The organism is Stenotrophomonas sp. GD04024 (genome assembly GCF_029837545.1).
Lineage (GTDB): Bacteria > Pseudomonadota > Gammaproteobacteria > Xanthomonadales > Xanthomonadaceae > Stenotrophomonas > Stenotrophomonas forensis.
Genome location: NZ_JAOEDV010000004.1, coordinates 44,102 through 62,205 on the forward strand (window position 1 = coordinate 44,102; position 18,104 = coordinate 62,205).

Sequence of the window (18,104 nt, forward strand, 5' to 3'; positions counted from 1 at the left end):
CTGTAAACTTCGTGGCAATGAGTTAGGGTCTGAAACGTGCATGACCACGATGTCTGCGCTATTGTCTCAGCCAGAGAAATTTGACGGACGATTGGTTTCTTTCCATGCATGGATAGATCAGGTCAATGGTGTGATCTTGCTCTTTCCCTCGCGTGATGAATTGGACGCAAGGGATTCATTCAGTTCATTGGTGGCATATCCAGAATCAAGCCCGGGTGCCTTTCGAGAAATTCCTTCGGGTGAAGGTGGGGAGGAGAAATTCTTGCGGGTGACTGGCACGTTTCGTTGGAATCGCGATGGTGCTCCCAAGTCCCCAAGTGCTCCAGTGGACGTAGATCGGATGGGGGTAATGGAAGGCGTTCATTTGGGTTTATAGCGAATGAGTCGATTGGGTTGGTGACAGGTGCTGGGCGCAGCTTGTCCTTGCTCGTCTGGTGCATGATGGAAGTGCTCGTCTCTTGGGCGTTCTATGCAGAATTGCATTGGTTGGTGCTTGTGTTCTTCCTCCGCAAGCCTCCTTTTACGCCCGTCATCCAGTGAGTCAATCTGGGCAGTCGTTAGAAACAGAAACGCCGCGGTCTTCCGCGGCGTTCTCGTCTTGCTCGGCTGCTGCTGAAAACTCATCCCAGCAACTTCCGTACCTTCGCCAACGTCGCCATGAATCGCTTGACCTTGCCGTGCGTCTTGTAGGACGCCAGCGAGGTACGGCAGGTGGCCGCGACGCTGAAGTACTGCATCGGCGGGCGCGCGCAGTGCGGGCTCAATCTCACCTTCATCCTTTCAGATTGAACCGCCCCGGCTTTTCCGGAGGCTCCATCACTTGAGAGGATGGAGTCATGAGTAGAGGATCGAAGTATTCCCCGGAAGTGCGTGAGCGCGCGGTGCGAATGGTGCTGGAGCACCAGGACACGCACAGTTCGCAGTGGGCGGCGATCGAGTCGATTGCCGGCAAGATCGGCTGCACGTCCGAGTCGTTGCGCAACTGGGTACGGCGTGCCGAGCGTGATCAGGGCCTGCGGCCTGGCCTGACGAGCGAGGAGCAGGCCCGGATCAAGGCGCTGGAACGCGAAGTGCGCGAGCTGCGGCAGGCCAACGAGATCCTGCGCAAGGCGTCTGCGTATTTTGCCCAGGCGGAGCTCGACCGCCGATTCAAGCCGTGAAGGCGTTCATCGACACACACCGCGATGTCTACGGGGTCGAGCCGATCTGCAAGGTGCTGCCGATCGCCCCGTCGACGTACTACCTGCATGCAGCCCGCAGTGCCGACCCGCTGAAGGCCTCGGCACGTGCGCGACGCGATGCGCGGTTGCTGCCGCACATCGAACGGGTCTGGCACGAGAACTGGTGCGTCTATGGCGCGCAGAAGATCTGGCGTCAGCTGCGGCGAGAGCGGGAGTACGTGGCGCGGTGCACGGTCGAGCGCCTGATGCGCAAGCTCGGCATCGCCGGCGTTATCCGCGGCAAACCGGTGCGCACCACGGTGCCCGATCCGGCTCGCCCGTGTCCGCGTGACCTGGTGAACCGGAAATTCCGCGCCGAACGCCCGGACCAGTTGTGGGTCAGCGACTACACCTACGTTTCGACCTGGCAGGGCTTTGCCTACGTGGCCTTCGTCATCGACGTGTACGCACGCCGGATCGTCGGTTGGAAGCTGTCCTCGCACCAGCAGACGCAGTTCGTGCTCGACGCACTCGAGCAGGCGTTGCATGCACGTCGTCCGCACGATCGCCTTGTGCACCACAGCGATCGCGGCACCCAGTATGTCTCGATCCGCTATACCGAGCGCCTCGCCGAGGCAGGCCTTGAACCCTCTGTCGGCAGCGTGGGTGACAGTTACGACAATGCATTGGCCGAGACCATCAACGGCCTGTACAAGGCCGAAGTCGTGCATCGCCGATCCTGGCCGACCCGCGAGGCACTCGAACTGGCCACGCTGCGTTGGGTCGACTGGTTCAACCATCGCCGCCTGCTGGGGCCGATCGGCCACATCCCGCCAGCGGAAGCCGAACGCAACTACTATCAACAACGTGAGTCCGCCACCACGGCGTGACTCAAGGCCCGGAGTCTCCGGGGAACCCGGGGCGGTTCAGATCGAGCAGGGGCGCCAGTTGTTCATGCACGTGCTCGCCGCCGATCAGAGGCCAGACGACGGCGGCCTTCCCCCGCGCTTCGCCGATAATGCGCAGGCCGACGAGGCGCCGCAGCTCTCCGGTGAAGTGTGCCAGTAGTTCCAACTCGCATGCTTCCACGTTCTCCTGGCCGGGCAGCTGCAGGAGCGGTGATCGGGCCGCCGGCGATCGAGTCGGTGATCAGTGCGCCGGGCCTGGTCAACGTGCCGCAGTACAGCCTGAGCTGGTCGGCGCCCGCCAACAGCGAGAGCTTCGTGCTGGAAGAGAGTGCCAACGGTGGTGGCTGGACGGTGATGCACAACGGCGCTGCGAACAGCTTTGGTGCCAGCCGTGGCAAGGGCAGCTATGCGTATCGGGTGAGAGCCTGCAATTTTGTCGGGTGCAGCCCGTATTCGGGAGTCGTGACGGTAGCGGTGGTGCTGCCGCCGGGGGCGACGAGCCTCAATGTGGCGGAATGGTTGACCACGCGTCGTCCGCCCTATCAGGTGCAGTGCTCCGCAGGGTGGATCGCAGTAGCAGATGCAACCGAGTATCAACTTGAGAGCGGCGGAGATGGCAAGCGTCTGTACACGGGGCCATCAATCTATGTGAATAGTGGTGGCAGTGCCTACTGTGCAAACGAGTATCGCGTGCGTGCCTGCAATGCAGGTGGGTGTTCCCCCTGGTCGGCCGAACGGCCGGTCACCCGCGGTGTACTGAGCTGGGACTAAGCCATGAACGGACTCTCTTTGCTGTTGAATCGAGCGGTACTCGCGCTGGTGGTGCTGGTGGCCTGTTCGGCGCCGGCGGTTGCCCAGGAGGTTGTCGAGTACATCCACACCGATGCACTGGGATCACCGGTGGCGATCACCGATGCCAATGGCCAGGTGATCGAGCGTACGGTGTACGAGCCGTATGGCGCGGTGGTCAACCGGCCGTTGACGGATGGGCCGGGGTATACCGGGCATGTGACGGACTCGGAGACGGGGCTGAGTTATATGCAGCAGCGGTACTATGATCCGGAGGGTGGATCATTTCTGTCAGTCGATCCTGTCAGTTCGCTTGACGGCGGTGGTGCTCGCTATGGGTATGCAAGAAGCAATCCTTATAGATTTGTCGATCCAGATGGTCGCTGTGCTGCCAAGCTGGGAACGAAGATATGCATGAACGACACTCGCCTCAAAGCAGAGTTGACAAATCTGGAGAAGGTATCAAAGGCATTGCCACATTCAAGTCCGGAAGGTGCGGCAAGATATTTTTCGGACAAAGCCATACCGCTTCAGGAGGCTTCTGGCAGGGAGGTCTTCGCGAACATGGAGGAGAGGAATCCGCGAGATTTCAGGGTCATGGACTGGGGTGCTGGCTCTTCAAGTGGCTCCGCGTCCATAGTTCCTTACAGCGGTGCCTACAAGTTGAGGGCAATGCTGCACACTCATCCGGAGAACAATCTACACAGCGGAAATGGTGCATATGCCGCTTCAGGAAAATTCAATTATGTTGGGATGACGGATGACCACGACATCGCGAGATCCTTTGGAAAAAGAGTGGATAGCTATGTTGCCAGGCCGGATGGGCGGATTGTTTGGTTTAATCAAAAGGCTTGGCGAGCCGCAGGTGAAGCCTCAGGAGCGGAGCGTGTCTATGCAGGACATTTTGAGAAGATACTTTAGGTCGGCTGCCTTTCTAGTGCTGGTGGGTTGGTCCTTGTCAAGTGGAGGGGCTTCGGCTTCAGGGGATTCAATTGTAAAGAATCGCTGCAACGAGATCGTTTCCAGAGAGCTCAAGAAGCTATGCGGCGTACCTATTGCCAGGATCATTGTTGACCCCGAGAAGTTGGATTCGGTGGAGGTGGAGACCAGCGGGTTTATGCTTTATGAGAACGATAGGGGTGTCGTTTTCTATCCTGGGCCCGATCTTCCAAATCGCACCGATATGTATAGTTGCATCATCGTGTGGACTGAGAAGGAAACCATAGACTGGGGCCTCGTTAAAAGGCGGCATGGCGTCTATTTTGCGACTGTTTCTGGAAAAGTTATGCTGGACGCGTCTCGCAAGAGTTGCTCGGCCGTCATTGCTGACGCCAAGGTTTACGATGTTGCTGCGGTTAACCTTTCCAAGTGATGCGTCCGTAGCTGAATCTCCTGAGTGGATGGATGCTGCATTTAGAATTGCCGGCGGAGCATGGCAATGCGTGAGGCGAGAATTTTTGCTTTGTCTTTGCTGCTTGTTGGCTGCGGTAACGGGGAGCCTCCGGGTGAGCGGTTCTCCCGAAATGAGAAGCATGAAGACGCGCGAAGCTTGGTCCTTTCCGAAGAAGATCTGAAACGTCAGATTTCGATGGCTGAAAAAGGGGGAGTAGAGGCCCGCCTAAAGCTCGAATGGCACTATTCGACACGTGGCGATATGGAGCGGTATCGCTACTGGCTTGAGGAGGGCGCCGCGAGAATGGATGTCAGTGCAATGCAGCGATTGGCACTGTTTCTATCTATGGAACAGGGCAGGGGAGATTGCAAACGTGCGATGCAGATCCTTGAGCAGGGCTTGCGTCTTGATCCCCCGGAGTCTACGCGCGCATTGATGGAGATGGATCTTCAGAGATTGCGCCATGAGCGGATCGGAATTCCGCCCTGCGGGGTGGGTTTTCCTGATTGAAAGCAGCAGTGGTGGCGGGTGGGTAACGCGGTTCGACTGCAATGTCGGCCCCTACGCTACTGCGGCGCGCGGTGGCGGCAACTGCGGATGCTGCGTTGCCGCCTGCCAACAGCGAGAGTTTCGAGCTGGAGGAAAAGTGAGACTAAATTATCAGCTTTGTGTGGCCTTCTTCTTGACGATTCCCGCGGTCGGTTGCGGTCTTCAGGAAGGAGGGCAGGCAGTGCCCGCAAAGGGCTGTGGGATCGGCCAGAATCCAGCTTGTCGAGTCAGCTTCCGGGCGCTGGCTGCCACTCCTCGGCTATTCGATGGGAAATCGATACGCATGGAGGGCTATCTCGGAGTTAGTCGGGGGCACTTTGTATTGAGCTCCAGCAAGGAGCTGTTCGAGGCTGGAGTGACCGATGAGACCGAAGTTCGTATCAGGGGCCCAATAGATCTCCAGCGTGGCGTGTTTGATCGGTATGCCTATTCGTGGGTATCAGTGACTGGGGTTTTCAGGCTTAGGAGGACGGACGGGTCGACGGATGATCTTCTTCTCGGCGAAATGCACGCCCCACTTGACGTTCAATCTTTGAGAGTCCCTGGTCCGATTCCAAAAGCGACTTTCGGAGACGTGTCCGTTGATCTCGAAGATCTGAAGTGAATTCCAGGTATCGAACTCGCCTCCGATGAAGCAGTTTTTGATAACAGGATTGATTCTGCTGGTGTCCGAGGCGGGTGCCGATAGTACATTGCATGCCTCTGCAGATGTCGTTCGCGTTCGTCGTGCAGCGGCGCAGCATGGGCAATCATAGGGCTATGAGCTGGCTCTTCTTCTTCTCAATCGTTGGGATTCTGATCTTCTATCCGGCATACTTCTATTTCTGTAATGAATTCAAGATGCGTTTGCGGCGCGATCACCCTGAGTTGTCCGGAAGAAGTCTGGCATCATTCGACACGACATACAGGCAACTGCGTGCGGTAAGGGAAGGGCGCTTGGATGGAGTGCTCTTGAGCAAGGATGTCTGTGATTCGCACCGGCTTGCGAGTCGTTTCCTACATCTGGGGATGATTTCCTTCATGATAATTCTCGCCGTGGCGCTTTGCGATTCGGTATGGAGCGGTAATTAAGGTTGAATGAAGTTCACATTTTCTTCTGGGGGAACTAAGTGGCAGGCATTATTGAGAGCTATCCTGTCTGCTCTTCCTTCATTCTGGGAGGCATGTGGGTGAATGGATTTGCGGCGCACCGGATGCTGCTGAAGATGGAGCGGGAGCGGCCGGAAGTGCTTGAGGCAGTCGGCATCATCAGAATTGATTGGTGGTTTCGGTGCCTGCGCGGAATTGGATTTCTTGCGCTTTCCGGTAAAGGTCAGATGATCACGCAGGGGGAGCGGTGGATGCTGAGGGCTGTCGTCGCGACCTATATGCTCTTGGTGGCCTGCGGCCTCTCGATGCTTGTTGGGTGATGGGAAATATCGTCAGGGGTGTCGGTGATGTCGGGTGCGCGCATACGAGGCACCCTGTGCTCGATGCGTGGGTCCGTGGCTGGCAGCGGCAGTGCTTCCGCGGGCTGGGTGTTCGCATAGCTCCACCAACAAAAAGACGTCGCAATTCCCTGTGGCGTTTGCATTTATCCCGTGATGTGGCCGTCTGGTCACCACTGGAAACAGCGCGGGACAGAAGTTCTCTCGACGGGCTCAACTGAGAGGCTATCGGGGTCAGGGACGATTTGTGGCGCAGCAATCGTCGTCAATGCCAGGGCGCCAAAGCTGGCGGCCGCCTCACGTCCGATCGCTCGCGGAACCGCAGATGCGTGGAGCGCCTTCACCTTCACCCTTTCAATAGTGGGAGCACTTCGATTCTGCACAATAATCTTGGGTCTGCAGGCCGCGGTGAGGCTGCTGATCTTGTATTGTTTGATCCTCGGTGGATAAGGAAACAGGTGCCCCGGTGAGTGCTGCTGATGAAGAGAAGTCCGCTGCTGCCTGCCTGCGGATGTTGCTGGAATCCGAACCTGCTTCTGCGGAACAAGTCTCTGCCTGGTATACGAGGGCCGAGGCGCTTAAGCGAGCCCTTCAGTCAAGCATTTGTGGGATAGATGTCCCGCATTTGATATGGCATTATCTTGACGATGCTGACATCCGTTTCCGGGATGAATCCTATGCGCAGGATCAGATATTGGCAGTCGAGAAGATTGTCGAGGACTGGGGTGGGGCGTGAGTTGGGATATTCGATTGATGTCTTCGCTTTTCTGTAGCTCCAAGGCGTCGGCGCTCCATTTGAGTGAAAGGTGGGGCTGAGGGGCGTTGTGATGATGTACTTGTTCTTGATTGCCTGCGTGGTATCCAGGCTTTCCGGCGTTTAGAGGAGGGTGCCTCAAGGCCGTTGATGAGGGATGGATCGGCATTGCGGTGAAATTGCCAGTTCCTGGCATCACTCAGCGTTTCTCAGTCACGCCTCTGCTTGCCTGCGTCCAGCGCGCAACAAAAAACGCCGCAGTTTCCTGCGGCGTTTTCATCTATCCCGAGCTTCGCCAGGTATCTCACCCCAGCAACTTCCGCACCTTCGTCAGCGCAGTCATGAACCGCTCGATCTCGGCGTGCGTGTTGTAGAACGCCAGCGACGCACGGCAGGTAGCGGCTACGCCAAAGTACTGCAGCAGCGGATGCGCGCAGTGCTGGCCGGAGCGCACGGCTACGCCTTCCAGATCCAGCAGGGTGGCCAGATCGTGGGCATGCGCGCCATCGATCAGGAACGAGACCACCGCGGCCTTCTCCGGCGCTTCGCCGATGATGCGCAGGCCGTCGACGCGGCGCAGCTCTTCGGTGAAGTGCGCCAGCAGTTCGGCTTCGCGTGCTTCCACGTTCTCCTGGCCCAGCTGCTGCAGGTAGTCGGCGGCCACGCCCAGGCCGATGAATCCGGCGATGTTCGGAGTGCCGGCTTCGAACTTGTGCGGGGCATCGTTGAACACGGTGCCGTCGAAGCTGACTTCCTTGATCATTTCGCCGCCACCGAGGAACGGCGGCATCGCGTCCAGGTGCTCGCGGCGCGCCCACAGTGCGCCGGTGCCGGTGGGGCCACACATCTTGTGGCCGGTGATGGCGTAGAAGTCACAACCGATCGCGGCCACGTCCACCTTGCGGTGCGGCACGGCCTGCGAGCCATCGACCACGGTGATGATGCCGCGCTTGCGCGCTTCGCGGCAGATCTCGCGCACCGGATTGACCGTGCCCAGCACGTTGGAGACGTGGGTGACCGCCAGCAGCTTGACCTCGGGGGTCATCGCTGCGCGCAGCGCATCCAGGTCCAGTGCGCCGTCGGGGGTGATCTCGGCCACGCGGATGGTCGCGCCGGTACGCTGGGCGACCAGCTGCCACGGCACGATGTTGGCGTGGTGCTCCATGCGCGACACCAGGATCACGTCACCGGCCTTCAGCCGCGGCAGCGCCCACGAGTAGGCCACCAGGTTGATGGCGAAGGTGGTGCCGCTGCACAGCACCAGATCGCTGGGGCGCACGTTGAGGAAGCGCGCCAGCTTGTTGCGCGCACCTTCGTAGGCATCGGTGGCTTCGCTGCCCAGTACATGCACCGCGCGGCTGACATTGGCGTTGTAGCGGCGGTAGAACTCGTCCACCGCGCCGATCACCTGCACCGGCTTCTGGCCGGTGTTGGCATTGTCGAAATAGACCAGCGGCTTGCCATGCACTTCGCGCATCAGCAGCGGGAAGTCGAGGCGGACGCGGTCCCAGTCGGGGGCGCCGGTGCGTTCTTCGATCGGGCGCGGCGTGGACAGGTTCATGCCACACCCGCCTCGACCAGCGCCTTGTCCAGGCGGCGTGCCAGCTGCTCGCGCAGTGCTTCCGGCAGGATCTTCAGCGGTTCATGGCAGAACGCGGCACTCAGCAGCGCCTGCGCCTGGGCCTGCGGCAGCCCGCGCGAGCGCAGGTAGAACAGCGCGTTGGCATCGAGCTGGCCGACGGTTGCGCCGTGCGCGGCCTTCACTTCATCGGCGTCGATCACCAGCGTCGGCTGGGTGTCGATCTCGGCGTCGGCCGACAGCAGCAGGTTCTTGTTGGACAGGTTCGCGTCGGTGCCGTCGGCGCCTTCGCGGATCTGGATGCCACCGTGGAACACCACGCGGCTGCGATTGGCCGCGACGCCGCGCCACAGCAGTTCGCAGGCGGTATCGCGCGCGATGTGGTCGATGCCCAGGCGGGTTTCGACGTGGCGGCGGCCGTTGCCGAGCAGCACGCCGTTGGCGGTCAGCTGGGCGTTGTCGCCTTCCAGGCGCACGTTCAGTTCATGGCGGCTGAGCGCGGCACCCAGTTCCAGATCGACGCGGTGGTACTGCGCATCGCGGGCCAGCACCGCGTCGGTGCGCAGGAAGCTGGTCTGGCGCGCGCTGCCGGCCTGCACGCGGGCGTGCTTGAGCACGGCATCGCGGGCGACGTGGGCGTGCAGCACGGTGTTGTCCAGGTGGGCCGAATCGCCCACGCTGAAGCGGTGCTCGACCACGCCGAGGCTGGCGCCGGCACGCAGTTCGATCAGGTGGCGGTGGTGCCAGGCCAGGTCGGTTTCGCCGGCCACGCTGGCGAACACCAGCTGCAGCGGTACGTCCACCTGCACGCCTTCGTCGACGCGCAGCACCACGCCTTCATCGGCCAGGGCGGCGTTGAGGCGGGCGAAGATCTCTTCGCTGCGCTCGTAGCGGCGGCCGAGGAAACGCACCGCATCCTCGCCGTCGGCCAGCGCGGCCGACAGCGGCTGCAGCTGTACGCCGGCCGGCAGCGCCTGCACGTCGCTCAGCGCGGCATCGAGGCGACCGTTGACGAACACCAGGCGCGGCGCCGGGATGTCCTCCAGCAGCGTGGCGTCCAGCGCCGGGCCCTGCAGCGGCGCCGCTGCGAACGCACGGCGTTCCAGCTGGCGCAGCGAGGTGTACTTCCAGGCTTCGTTGCGGGCGGCCGGCAGGCCGTCGCGCAGGGCCGCGTCCAGCACTTCGCGGCGCGCATCGCTGCCGCAGAAGGCCTGGGCCATCGAGTCGAGCAGCGCGCTCATCAGACCGCCGCCTCGCGCACCACGCGATCCTTGAGGAAATCGTAGCCGTGCGCTTCCAGTTCCAGCGCCAGTTCCGGGCCACCGCTCTTGACGATGCGGCCGTCGGCCAGCACGTGCACCACGTCCGGCTTGATGTAGTCCAGCAGGCGCTGGTAGTGGGTGATGACCAGGAACGAGCGATCGGCGGCGCGCAGCGCGTTGACGCCGTCGGCCACGCTCTTCAGCGCGTCGATGTCCAGGCCCGAATCGGTTTCGTCCAGGATCGCCAGCTTCGGCTCCAGCACGGCCAGCTGGAAGATCTCGTTGCGCTTCTTCTCGCCACCGGAGAAGCCTTCGTTGACGCCACGATGCAGCAGCTCGTCCTTCAGGTGCAGCACGGCCAGCTTCTGCCGCACCAGCTTGAGGAACTGCATCGAATCGAGTTCCTCTTCGCCGCGTGCCTTGCGCTGGGCGTTCAGCGCGGCGCGCAGGAAGTAGGTGTTGTTCACGCCCGGGATTTCCACCGGGTACTGGAACGCCAGGAACAGGCCGGCAGCGGCGCGCGCTTCCGGGTCCTGATCCAGCAGGTCGGTGCCTTCAAACTGCACGCTGCCTTCGGTCACTTCGTAGCCGTCGCGGCCGGCCAGGACATTGCCCAGGGTGGACTTGCCGGCGCCGTTGGGGCCCATGATGGCGTGCACCTGGCCGGGCTTCACTTCCAGCGAGAGGCCCTTGAGGATTTCCTTGTCGCCGATGCGGGCGTGGAGGTTGTCGATCTTCAGCATGGTGGGGGTTTCCGTGGGGCGGGCCGTGGCCCGCCGGTAAAGGGAATGCGTTTGCGAGGAGCGGGGCGGGCGGTCAGCCCACCGAGCCTTCCAGCGAGACTTCCAGCAGCTTCTTGGCTTCCACTGCAAATTCCATCGGCAGTTCGCGGAACACCTGCTTGCAGAAGCCGTCGACGATCATCGACACCGCGTCTTCCTGGCTGATGCCACGGGCGCGGCAGTAGAACAGCTGGTCGTCGGAGATCTTGGAGGTGGTGGCCTCGTGCTCGACGGTGGCGCCCGGGTTCTTCACCTCGATGTAGGGGAAGGTGTGGGCACCGCACTGCTTGCCGATCAGCAGCGAATCGCACTGGGTGTAGTTGCGCGCGCCATCGGCGTTGCGGTCGACCTTGACCAGGCCGCGGTAGGTGTTCTGGCCGCGGCCGGCGCTGATGCCCTTGCTGACGATCTTGCTCTTGGTGCGCTTGCCGACGTGGATCATCTTGGTGCCGGTGTCGGCCTGCTGGCGGTGGTGGGTCAGGGCCACCGAGTGGAACTCGCCCACCGAGTCGTCGCCCAGCAGCACGCAGGACGGGTACTTCCAGGTGATCGCCGAGCCGGTCTCGACCTGGGTCCAGGTGACCTTGCTGCGCGCGCCACGGCATTCGGCACGCTTGGTGACGAAGTTGTAGATGCCGCCGACGCCGTTCTCGTCGCCCGGGTACCAGTTCTGCACCGTGGAGTACTTGATCTCCGCATCTTCCAGCGCCACCAGCTCGACCACCGCGGCGTGCAGCTGGTTCTCATCGCGCATCGGCGCGGTGCAGCCTTCCAGGTAGGACACGTAGGCCTTGTCCTCGCACACGATCAGGGTGCGCTCGAACTGGCCGGTGTGGCCGGCGTTGATGCGGAAGTAGGTGCTCAGTTCCATCGGGCAGCGCACGCTCTTGGGAATGAACACGAAGCTGCCATCGGAGAACACCGCCGAGTTGAGCGCGGCGAAGTAGTTGTCGCCCACCGGCACCACGGTGCCCAGGTACTGGCGCACCAGTTCCGGGTGTTCCTTGATGGCCTCGGACATCGAGCAGAAGATGATGCCCTTCTCGGCCAGTTCCTTGCGGAAGGTGGTCCCGACGGACACCGAGTCGAACACCGCGTCCACCGCCACGCCGGCCAGCTTGGCGCGCTCGTGCAGTGGCACGCCCAGCTTGTCGTAGGTGTCGAGCAGTTCCTTGGGCACGTCATCCAGCGAGGCGTACTTCGGGCCCTTCGGCGCGGAGTAGTAGCTGAGCGCCTGCAGGTCGATCGGCGCGATCTCCAGCTTGGCCCAGTCCGGCATCGGCATGGTCAGGAAGTGGCGGTAGGCGTCCAGGCGCCACTGCGTCATCCACTCCGGCTCTTCCTTCTTGGCCGACAGGGCACGGATGGTGTCCTCGTCCAGGCCCGGCGGCAGGGAGTCCGACTCGATCTCGGTGATGAAGCCGGCCGAATACTTGCGGCCGAGCTGCTCGTGGATCTCGCGGTTGGGGGTGTCGTCGTGGGCGACGTTTTCGATGGTTTCGGTGGCCATGGGGGGCTGCCTACGGATCAGGAGACGACGTCGACAGCGATGGTGCGGCGCTGTTCGTCATCGGCAAGGGGGAGAGGGGGCAGGATCTGCGCGAGGGTGACATCGCGCAGGGCCTCGGAGACCACGTCGTTGATCAGCCGCCAGCTGCTGCGCGCGCCGCACTTGGGCGCCATGCCGCACTGGTGGTGGTCGTGGCTGCATTCGGTCAGGGCCAGCGGCCCTTCCATTGCCTCGACCACTTCGAACAGCGAGATCTCGAGGGCTGGGCGGGTCAGGCGGTAGCCACCGCGGACACCGCGCAGGCCCTCAACCAGGCCGGCCTGGGCCAGCGGCTTGAGCACCTTGCTGACGGTGGGCGGCTCCAGACCGGTGAATTCGGCCAGCTCGGTGGCACTGAGTACCTCGCCCGGACGGGCGGCAAGCACGGTCAGCACGACGGTGGCGTAATCGGTGAGTTTGGTGACGCGCAACATGGGGATGCGAGTGGTTCTTAAAGCGGACTGAAATTGTACGCTTTTATTCGCCGCCATCCAAGCCGGGCATTCAGCCGGCGCTGGGGCCAGGCCGGGAGGGGACGCACCGGGGCCGTTGCCAGGGCGCAATGCTGCGCCAATGGGGTGATTTTCGCAATCACCCGGAATGGGCGAGAATCCCCGTTCCATTCGCTGCAAACAGCCCGTGCCGATGCCGAAGAAGATCCAAGCCCGCAAGTCCGCCATCCATGGCAACGGCGTGTTCGCCGTGGCCCCGATCAAGCAGGGCGAGCGCGTGATCCAGTACAAGGGCCTGCTGCGCAGCCACGGCGACGTTGATGCCGATGACAGCGGCGACGTCGAAAGCGGCCATACCTTCCTGTTCACCCTCAACGATGACTGGGTGATCGACGCCAACTACAAGGGCAACGACGCACGCTGGATCAACCACAGCTGCGACCCGAACTGCGAGGCGGTGATCGAGGAAGACGAAGACGGCGACAGCCGTGGCGACAAGGTATTCATCGAGGCCCTTCGCGATATCAAGGCCGGCGAAGAGCTGACCTACAACTACGGCATCACCCTGGCCGAGCGCCACACCGCGAAGCTGAAGAAGATCTGGGAGTGCCGCTGCGGTTCGCCCAAGTGCACCGGCACCATGCTGCAGCCCAAGCGCTGACCGCTGCGGGTAGTGCCGGCCGCTGGCCGGCACTGATGTGATGATTGTGCCGGCCAGCGGCCGGCACTACCGCATGAGTCTCCACCTGCCGTGCACGGTTGGGTCACCGCCGTTCAATGGCTGCTCGCGCACACTGTCCGCTCCTTTCGATGGAGCATCCGACATGGCTCAGCGTCTCAGCGGCAAGCAGATTGCCATCCTTGCCACGCACGGCTTCGAACAGTCCGAACTGACCGAACCCAAGCGCCTGCTGGAGGCGGAGGGTGCACGGGTCAGCGTGGTATCACCTGCGAAGGAGGCGACCATCAAGGGCTGGAAAGACAAGGACTGGGGTGGCGTGGTGGCGGAAGACCTGCCACTGGACGAGGCCGATGCCGGCCGCTTTGATGCCCTGGTGCTGCCCGGTGGTGTCATCAACCCGGACACGCTGCGCACCGACGAGGCGGCGCTGGGTTTCATCCGCAGCGTCGCCGAGGCCGGCAAGCCTGTGGCCGCCATCTGCCACGGTCCGTGGCTGTTGATCAACAGCGGCCTGGCCGATGGACGCGAGCTGACGTCGTGGCCATCCCTGCAGCAGGACCTCGCCAATGCCGGCGCCAAGTGGCGCAACGCCGAGGTCGTGGTGGACGGCAATGTCATCACCAGCCGCAAGCCGGACGACATTCCGGCTTTCAGCGAGGCGGTAGTGAAAGCGCTGGTGGCGTGATGATTGACGAGGGTGCCGGCCAGCGGCCGGCACTACCCTTATTTGCCGAGGATGCCTGCCGGCACCAGGTTGCCCAGGTTCTGGTTGAAGGTAACCACCAGCTTGCCGTTCTTCACCTGTGCCGACTGCACCTGCAGCGCGCCCAGCACGCCAGCCATGGCCGGGTCCAGCTTGTAGATGGGCTCGCGCTGGGCGTAGTCGCTCAGCCACGCATTGAGCAGGCCGCGGGTGCGCGAGTCGAGACGGCCACCCTGGTTGGCCGGGGTGAAGTCATCCACGCTCGGCTGCTGCAGGTGGAAGCCCTGGGTCTGCGCGTCATAGCGCAGGCCGCTGCTGAGCTTCACCGTGCCCAGCTTGGCCGGGTTGCCGCCGGCGGTGGCCAGTGCCACGTCCATGCCCAGGTTCAAGCGTTCGCCGGCCGGCAGGCTCAGCTGCGGGTGGCTCATGGTCAGGGCGATCAGGCCGCCCAGCGCGTCCTGGGTGCGCGGGAAGCTGCCGTCGAGGTACTGCTGCACGTCGCTGGCACCCACCGACAGTTCGCGGCCGGAAATGGAGGGGGCGGCCTGCGCACCGATCGCGGCAGCGATCAGCACGGTGGAGGCGGCGAGGCGGGTCATCAGGGAACGCAGGCGCATGGCAGTGACCGGTGGCTCTGGAATGGATGGGAGAAAGAGTAGCCGCGCCGGCTGAATCGTGCGTGCATGCGGCTGCAACGGTTCAGTCCAGCGTTGGCTGCAGGTGCGCCGACTGGATCTGCCAGGCGCGACCGTCGCTGCTGGGCTGCACGCGGTACCAGCCGCTGAAATGGAAGGTGCCGTTGGCGGTGACCGCACGCACCTGCACCGGCACCTCCAGCAGCTGCGCGGGCTGTACCGGGCTGCGGGCAATCGGCGTACTGCTGCGCAGGTGAAGCGTGCGTACATCCTGCAGCTGGCGCAGCGCGGCGTCGTCGGCATGCCGGGCATCACCGGGTGGGAAGGTCCATGCCGCATCACTGGCGCGGCGATCGCGATTGAGCAGTGCGCGCACGTAGCGGTTGAGCATCACCGAGGGCGGCTCGGCATCGGCAGCCACCGCAGCGAACAAGGGGTCGACCGAAGGCGACTGCGCAGCCGGTGGGTCGCCGTCGGGCACTGCCGTTGGCGACATGTTCGACGGCTGATCGGTGCTGGCCGGTATCGCGGCAGGTGCCGCATCCGGTGCGGCTGCCGGCCGCGAGCAGCCGAGCAGCGCCAGGGGCGCAATCAACAACAGGATACGGCGCATGCCTGCCTCCTCCCCGAGGCAACCGTGAGAGCGCCAGTGTATCGAGTGCGCGGCGGTCAGCGCGAGGAAGGCAGCTGGTCCAGCGCGTCCAGTGCCGGCAGCACCTGTGCGGCGATGACTGCCAGCGCGTGGCCGTCGGTCGCGGCGTGACGCTGCACGATGTCGCGCAGCAGCTGGCTGGCGATCACCAGGGTGGCGCGCTCGTCGCCACTGATGCCGGCCGTACGCGGTGCAGCTTCCAGCAGGCGCATCAGGTCGCGGCTGGCGCGGTGTTCCAGTTCGATGGTGCAGCGCCCGGTGCACTGCAACCCGTCCTTTTCGATGGGGGTCACCGAGATCCGGTAGCGGGTGGAGGGGCTGGCCATGAGGGGTGCTCGCCGTAGCTGTGGAGGATGGGCCCACGATAGGCAAGCCCGCGGCCGACGGCGACGGCCGGCGCTGCACGCAGTGTTCCACCCGGTACGTTCCGGGCCTGGACCCGACCTCGCCCGGTCAATGACGACGGGCCTGAGCGCGTATTTCCCGGGATCCGGCAACGCTGTGTTGCGGGCGAGGGCCCGGGCAAAAAAAAACGGGACGGCCAGAGCCGTCCCGTCGGAGTTCGCGTCGGGGCGCGCGCTTACAGCGCGGCGTCCTTCAGCTTCTTCAGCGGACGCACCTTCAGCTTGGTGGTGGCCGGCTTGGCAGCGAACCACTGTTCTTCCTTGGTGAACGGGTTGATGCCCTTGCGCTTCGGCTTGGCCGCCACGTTGACGGTGGTGATCTTCAGCAGGCCCGGCAGGGTGAAGGAGCCTGCGCCCTTCTTGTGCACCGAGGAGGCGACGGCGCTTTCCAGCGAGGCCAGCACAGCGCGGACGTCCTTGGCGACGACGCCGGAGGCTTCAGCGATGTGTGCAACCAGGCCGGACTTGGTCAGCACTTCCTTGATCGGCTTCGGAGCGGCCGGCTTGGCGGCTGCCTTCGTAGCGACTTTCTTCACTGCCTTCTTCGGGGCAGCCTTCTTAGCGGTCTTTGCCATGGTTTCCTGTTCCGTGAACGGTTGGTTGTTTGGTCGGCGCCGAACCCCGTCGGCAAGCGCAATGTAGGGCAACTCTCGGGCGCCGCCAATAGCCCGAAGCGCGGAAAGTGCATGTTTTTTCATATCCAGGCCGATTCAGTACATGGCCGGTGGTGGGGAATGGGGCCGTCCTGGCGTGCCGGGTGGGCGCTTCCCGATCACCGGGGGGGTGTGCGAAACCACTGAAAACAAGGGGAAAATGCAGGTCGGGCTGGTGAGGAAGTGTCCAGTTGCCCGGTTTCCGGCGGACGATTGGCATGCGGCGGAGCGACGCAGGGATAACGCGGTCCATGCGAGGGTGGCCGTTCATCACCGCCACGCAGGAGCAGCATATGGGAATCTCGCGACACGCCACCGCGCACTGGGAAGGCGATCTGAAGTCGGGCAAGGGACTGTTGAGCACGCCGCAGAGTGGGCTGTTGGACAAGACCCGCTACGGCTTCAACAGCCGTTTTGGCGACGAGAAAGGGACCAATCCGGAAGAGCTGATCGCCGCCGCGCATGCCGGCTGTTTCACCATGGCGCTGTCGGCCAAGCTGGGCGAAGCGGGCTTCACCCCGACCTCGCTGGACACCGAAGCCAAGGTCGATCTGTCGCTGGAAGGCGGCCCGCAGCTGTCTCAGATCCGGCTGAAGGTGAAGGCAGTCGTGCCGGGCATCGACGCCGCACAGTTCCGTGCCATCGCCGATGACGCCAAGCAGAACTGCCCGGTGTCCAAGGCGCTGAGCGCAGTGCCGATCAGCCTGGAAGCCGAGCTGGGCTGAGAAATTGCGGGCCGGGAGGGTTGCGGTAGTGCCGGCCGCTGGCCGGCAACCGCATGCTGCCGATGTCCAGGTAACAGCCGGCCAGCGGCCGGCTCTACCAATCAATGGTGCCGGCAATCACCGTCTGCACCTGGCCCCCCGACCAGACCTCGCCGTCTTCATCGACCCGCAGGGTCAGGCGCGCATCGTGGCCGACTTCGCGGCCCTGGCTGACTTCGAAGGGTGCGCGGCCACGCGGCAGCGCATCGCGCAGGTCCAGCCATGCCGCCAGCACCGCGTTGGCGGCACCCGAGGCCGCGTCCTCGAAGCGACGGCCGTTGCCGACGAAGGCGCGCACGGCCAGATCGAATCCCTCGTTGCCATCGCTGAACGCATAAGCGAACACGCCCATGCTGTCGGTGGATTCGGCCAGCGCGGCCACCGCATCCCACTCCGGATGCAGGGCGCGCAATGCGGCTTCATCGGCTACCTGCACCACCCACCAGCTGCGCCCGCCCTGCATGCGGGCCGGCGGCAGCGTGCCCAGCGGCCAGCCCTTCAGCGCGGCCTGCAGGCGGGGATCGCTGGCTTCGGTGGTCTCGGCCAGCTGTGCCCGTGGGGTACGGATGGCGATGCGCTGCTGCGCGCCTTCGCCGCTGACGCGCAGGGGCAGGGCGCCAGCGATGCCGTCCTGCACCAGCACGCCGTCAACCGGCGCTGCCAGGCCTGCCTGCAGCACCGCATGCGCGGTGCCGACGCTGGGATGGCCGGCGAACGGCACTTCCTTCTGTGGGCTGAACATGCGCAGCCGGTAGCTGGTGCCTGCTGCCTGCGCCGGGAACACGAAGGTGGTCTCGGGCAGCCGCGTCCAGCGTGCGATGGCCTGCATGCTGGCATCGTCCAGGCCTTCGGCATCGAGCACCACGGCCAGCGGATTGCCGGCGCCGGCGCGCGGAGAGAACACATCCAGCTGCAGGAAACGTCGTGCGGACATCAGGCAGGAACTCCAGTAAACAGGCGGCATAGGGTAGCGCGGCACACGAAAAAGGGGGCGGAGGGAATCACGT

At 63.4% G+C, this 18,104-nt stretch carries 23 protein-coding genes, 1 pseudogene and 1 other annotated feature; of the genes and pseudogenes, 12 read left to right on the forward strand and 12 right to left on the reverse strand.

The features are described from left to right. Positions 1–40: 40 nt before the first annotated feature. Positions 41–376: a hypothetical protein gene (locus N7590_RS02125; RefSeq protein ID WP_164242378.1), complete on the forward strand. Its 336-nt coding sequence runs from the start codon at positions 41–43 to the stop codon at positions 374–376. 244 nt (positions 377–620) lie between these two features. Here N7590_RS02125 and N7590_RS02130 read toward each other — a convergent pair. Further along, a pseudogene (locus tag N7590_RS02130) lies at positions 621–755 on the reverse strand (cysteine desulfurase CsdA); the annotation flags it as partial. Between the two features lie 81 nt (positions 756–836). Here N7590_RS02130 and N7590_RS02135 point away from each other — a divergent pair. Continuing rightward, positions 837–2,050 (forward strand): IS3 family transposase gene (locus N7590_RS02135; RefSeq protein ID WP_099475609.1). Its coding sequence is split into 2 segments (ribosomal slippage): positions 837–1,122 and positions 1,122–2,050, totalling 1,215 coding nucleotides; the frame shifts between segments, so codons are not numbered across the junction. Next, positions 1,115–1,231, forward strand: a sequence feature (AL1L pseudoknot). It overlaps the preceding gene by 117 nt. Position 2,051: 1 nt before the next feature. Here the strand turns inward: N7590_RS02135 and N7590_RS02140 are convergent. Next, positions 2,052–2,234, reverse strand: coding sequence for a hypothetical protein (locus N7590_RS02140; RefSeq protein WP_279935036.1), 183 nt, complete (start codon positions 2,232–2,234; stop codon positions 2,052–2,054). A gap of 5 nt (positions 2,235–2,239) precedes the next feature. Here N7590_RS02140 and N7590_RS02145 point away from each other — a divergent pair, with 5 nt between their 5' ends. The 7 genes from N7590_RS02145 to N7590_RS02175 all read left to right on the forward strand — a co-directional run bounded on the left by N7590_RS02145 (position 2,240) and on the right by N7590_RS02175 (position 6,962). Further along, on the forward strand, positions 2,240–2,839 hold the full coding sequence (locus tag N7590_RS02145) for a hypothetical protein (protein ID WP_279935037.1): 600 nt from the start codon (positions 2,240–2,242) through the stop codon (positions 2,837–2,839). Positions 2,840–2,842: 3 nt separating this feature from the next. After that, complete coding sequence (locus N7590_RS02150; RefSeq protein ID WP_164242374.1) at positions 2,843–3,778, forward strand: RHS repeat-associated core domain-containing protein; 936 nt, start codon at positions 2,843–2,845, stop codon at positions 3,776–3,778. Then, on the forward strand, positions 3,744–4,229 hold the full coding sequence (locus tag N7590_RS02155; protein WP_164242372.1) for a hypothetical protein: 486 nt from the start codon (positions 3,744–3,746) through the stop codon (positions 4,227–4,229). The genes N7590_RS02150 and N7590_RS02155 overlap by 35 nt, the downstream gene beginning before the upstream one ends. 60 nt (positions 4,230–4,289) lie before the next feature. After that, entirely contained in the window at positions 4,290–4,760 is a 471-nt protein-coding gene (locus N7590_RS02160) for a hypothetical protein (protein ID WP_164242370.1), read from the forward strand. Positions 4,761–5,495: 735 nt separating this feature from the next. Continuing rightward, positions 5,496–5,870 carry a hypothetical protein gene (locus N7590_RS02165; RefSeq protein ID WP_164242368.1) on the forward strand — a complete coding sequence of 125 codons (375 nt, stop codon included), beginning with the start codon at positions 5,496–5,498 and terminating at the stop codon, positions 5,868–5,870. A gap of 38 nt (positions 5,871–5,908) precedes the next feature. Then, the gene (locus N7590_RS02170) at positions 5,909–6,208 is read left to right on the forward strand and encodes a hypothetical protein (RefSeq protein WP_164242366.1); all 300 of its coding nucleotides are present in this window, start codon (positions 5,909–5,911) and stop codon (positions 6,206–6,208) included. Between the two features lie 484 nt (positions 6,209–6,692). Then, entirely contained in the window at positions 6,693–6,962 is a 270-nt protein-coding gene (locus N7590_RS02175) for a hypothetical protein (protein WP_279935039.1), read from the forward strand. A 322-nt stretch (positions 6,963–7,284) separates the two neighbouring features. Here N7590_RS02175 and N7590_RS02180 read toward each other — a convergent pair whose 3' ends face one another. The 5 genes from N7590_RS02180 to N7590_RS02200 form a co-directional block, all read right to left on the reverse strand. Continuing rightward, positions 7,285–8,541 (reverse strand): cysteine desulfurase, encoded by a 1,257-nt coding sequence (locus N7590_RS02180; protein WP_164242696.1) that lies wholly within the window; start codon positions 8,539–8,541, stop codon positions 7,285–7,287. Then, positions 8,538–9,800: a Fe-S cluster assembly protein SufD gene (gene sufD, locus N7590_RS02185; RefSeq protein WP_164242695.1), complete on the reverse strand. Its 1,263-nt coding sequence runs from the start codon at positions 9,798–9,800 to the stop codon at positions 8,538–8,540. Before sufD ends, N7590_RS02180 begins: the two co-directional genes overlap by 4 nt. Next, entirely contained in the window at positions 9,800–10,564 is a 765-nt protein-coding gene (sufC, locus tag N7590_RS02190) for a Fe-S cluster assembly ATPase SufC (RefSeq protein WP_008268735.1), read from the reverse strand. The genes sufD and sufC overlap by 1 nt, the downstream gene beginning before the upstream one ends. Before the next feature lie 73 nt (positions 10,565–10,637). Then, positions 10,638–12,113, reverse strand: a complete 1,476-nt coding sequence (sufB, locus tag N7590_RS02195; protein ID WP_164242694.1) for a Fe-S cluster assembly protein SufB — start codon at positions 12,111–12,113, stop codon at positions 10,638–10,640. Positions 12,114–12,130: 17 nt separating this feature from the next. Further along, on the reverse strand, positions 12,131–12,586 hold the full coding sequence (locus N7590_RS02200; RefSeq protein WP_008264567.1) for an SUF system Fe-S cluster assembly regulator: 456 nt from the start codon (positions 12,584–12,586) through the stop codon (positions 12,131–12,133). A 211-nt stretch (positions 12,587–12,797) separates the two neighbouring features. On the opposite strand from N7590_RS02200, the gene N7590_RS02205 reads away from it, so the two are divergent. Beyond that, a complete protein-coding gene (locus N7590_RS02205; RefSeq protein ID WP_012479369.1) occupies positions 12,798–13,265 on the forward strand; it encodes an SET domain-containing protein-lysine N-methyltransferase in 468 nt (155 codons plus the stop codon). Positions 13,266–13,428: 163 nt separating this feature from the next. Further along, positions 13,429–13,971, forward strand: coding sequence for a type 1 glutamine amidotransferase (locus tag N7590_RS02210; RefSeq protein WP_279935041.1), 543 nt, complete (start codon positions 13,429–13,431; stop codon positions 13,969–13,971). A gap of 38 nt (positions 13,972–14,009) precedes the next feature. Here N7590_RS02210 and N7590_RS02215 read toward each other — a convergent pair whose 3' ends face one another. From N7590_RS02215 to N7590_RS02230, 4 genes are all read right to left on the reverse strand, one after another. Further along, positions 14,010–14,606 (reverse strand): DUF1439 domain-containing protein, encoded by a 597-nt coding sequence (locus tag N7590_RS02215; RefSeq protein ID WP_008264782.1) that lies wholly within the window; start codon positions 14,604–14,606, stop codon positions 14,010–14,012. 82 nt (positions 14,607–14,688) lie between these two features. Continuing rightward, positions 14,689–15,237: a hypothetical protein gene (locus N7590_RS02220; RefSeq protein ID WP_164242693.1), complete on the reverse strand. Its 549-nt coding sequence runs from the start codon at positions 15,235–15,237 to the stop codon at positions 14,689–14,691. Between the two features lie 56 nt (positions 15,238–15,293). Beyond that, a complete protein-coding gene (locus N7590_RS02225) occupies positions 15,294–15,602 on the reverse strand; it encodes a DUF3861 family protein (protein WP_164085625.1) in 309 nt (102 codons plus the stop codon). A 254-nt stretch (positions 15,603–15,856) separates the two neighbouring features. Then, a complete protein-coding gene (locus tag N7590_RS02230) occupies positions 15,857–16,255 on the reverse strand; it encodes an HU family DNA-binding protein (RefSeq protein ID WP_008264591.1) in 399 nt (132 codons plus the stop codon). Between the two features lie 371 nt (positions 16,256–16,626). Between N7590_RS02230 and N7590_RS02235 the strand changes: the two genes are divergently transcribed. Continuing rightward, positions 16,627–17,058 (forward strand): OsmC family protein, encoded by a 432-nt coding sequence (locus tag N7590_RS02235; protein WP_006423346.1) that lies wholly within the window; start codon positions 16,627–16,629, stop codon positions 17,056–17,058. Between the two features lie 94 nt (positions 17,059–17,152). On the opposite strand, the gene N7590_RS02240 is transcribed toward N7590_RS02235, so the two are convergent. Continuing rightward, a complete protein-coding gene (locus N7590_RS02240; RefSeq protein ID WP_164242692.1) occupies positions 17,153–18,031 on the reverse strand; it encodes a PhzF family phenazine biosynthesis protein in 879 nt (292 codons plus the stop codon). Between the last annotated feature and the right edge of the window lie 73 nt (positions 18,032–18,104).

What these genes read in the sequence shown, in the direction of transcription:
- N7590_RS02240 (WP_164242692.1), bottom strand. Translation starts at nt 18,031, where the DNA reads ATGTCCGCACGACGTTTCCTGCAGCTGGATGTGTTCTCTCCGCGCGCC.
- N7590_RS02215 (WP_008264782.1), bottom strand. Translation starts at nt 14,606, where the DNA reads ATGCGCCTGCGTTCCCTGATGACCCGCCTCGCCGCCTCCACCGTGCTG.
- N7590_RS02235 (WP_006423346.1), top strand. Translation starts at nt 16,627, where the DNA reads ATGGGAATCTCGCGACACGCCACCGCGCACTGGGAAGGCGATCTGAAG.
- N7590_RS02230 (WP_008264591.1), bottom strand. Translation starts at nt 16,255, where the DNA reads ATGGCAAAGACCGCTAAGAAGGCTGCCCCGAAGAAGGCAGTGAAGAAA.
- N7590_RS02165 (WP_164242368.1), top strand. Translation starts at nt 5,496, where the DNA reads ATGCCTCTGCAGATGTCGTTCGCGTTCGTCGTGCAGCGGCGCAGCATG.
- N7590_RS02205 (WP_012479369.1), top strand. Translation starts at nt 12,798, where the DNA reads ATGCCGAAGAAGATCCAAGCCCGCAAGTCCGCCATCCATGGCAACGGC.
- N7590_RS02125 (WP_164242378.1), top strand. Translation starts at nt 41, where the DNA reads ATGACCACGATGTCTGCGCTATTGTCTCAGCCAGAGAAATTTGACGGA.
- N7590_RS02225 (WP_164085625.1), bottom strand. Translation starts at nt 15,602, where the DNA reads ATGGCCAGCCCCTCCACCCGCTACCGGATCTCGGTGACCCCCATCGAA.
- sufD (WP_164242695.1), bottom strand. Translation starts at nt 9,800, where the DNA reads ATGAGCGCGCTGCTCGACTCGATGGCCCAGGCCTTCTGCGGCAGCGAT.
- N7590_RS02145 (WP_279935037.1), top strand. Translation starts at nt 2,240, where the DNA reads ATGCTTCCACGTTCTCCTGGCCGGGCAGCTGCAGGAGCGGTGATCGGG.
- N7590_RS02210 (WP_279935041.1), top strand. Translation starts at nt 13,429, where the DNA reads ATGGCTCAGCGTCTCAGCGGCAAGCAGATTGCCATCCTTGCCACGCAC.
- N7590_RS02220 (WP_164242693.1), bottom strand. Translation starts at nt 15,237, where the DNA reads ATGCGCCGTATCCTGTTGTTGATTGCGCCCCTGGCGCTGCTCGGCTGC.
- N7590_RS02180 (WP_164242696.1), bottom strand. Translation starts at nt 8,541, where the DNA reads ATGAACCTGTCCACGCCGCGCCCGATCGAAGAACGCACCGGCGCCCCC.
- sufC (WP_008268735.1), bottom strand. Translation starts at nt 10,564, where the DNA reads ATGCTGAAGATCGACAACCTCCACGCCCGCATCGGCGACAAGGAAATC.
- N7590_RS02150 (WP_164242374.1), top strand. Translation starts at nt 2,843, where the DNA reads ATGAACGGACTCTCTTTGCTGTTGAATCGAGCGGTACTCGCGCTGGTG.
- N7590_RS02200 (WP_008264567.1), bottom strand. Translation starts at nt 12,586, where the DNA reads ATGTTGCGCGTCACCAAACTCACCGATTACGCCACCGTCGTGCTGACC.
- N7590_RS02160 (WP_164242370.1), top strand. Translation starts at nt 4,290, where the DNA reads ATGGCAATGCGTGAGGCGAGAATTTTTGCTTTGTCTTTGCTGCTTGTT.
- sufB (WP_164242694.1), bottom strand. Translation starts at nt 12,113, where the DNA reads ATGGCCACCGAAACCATCGAAAACGTCGCCCACGACGACACCCCCAAC.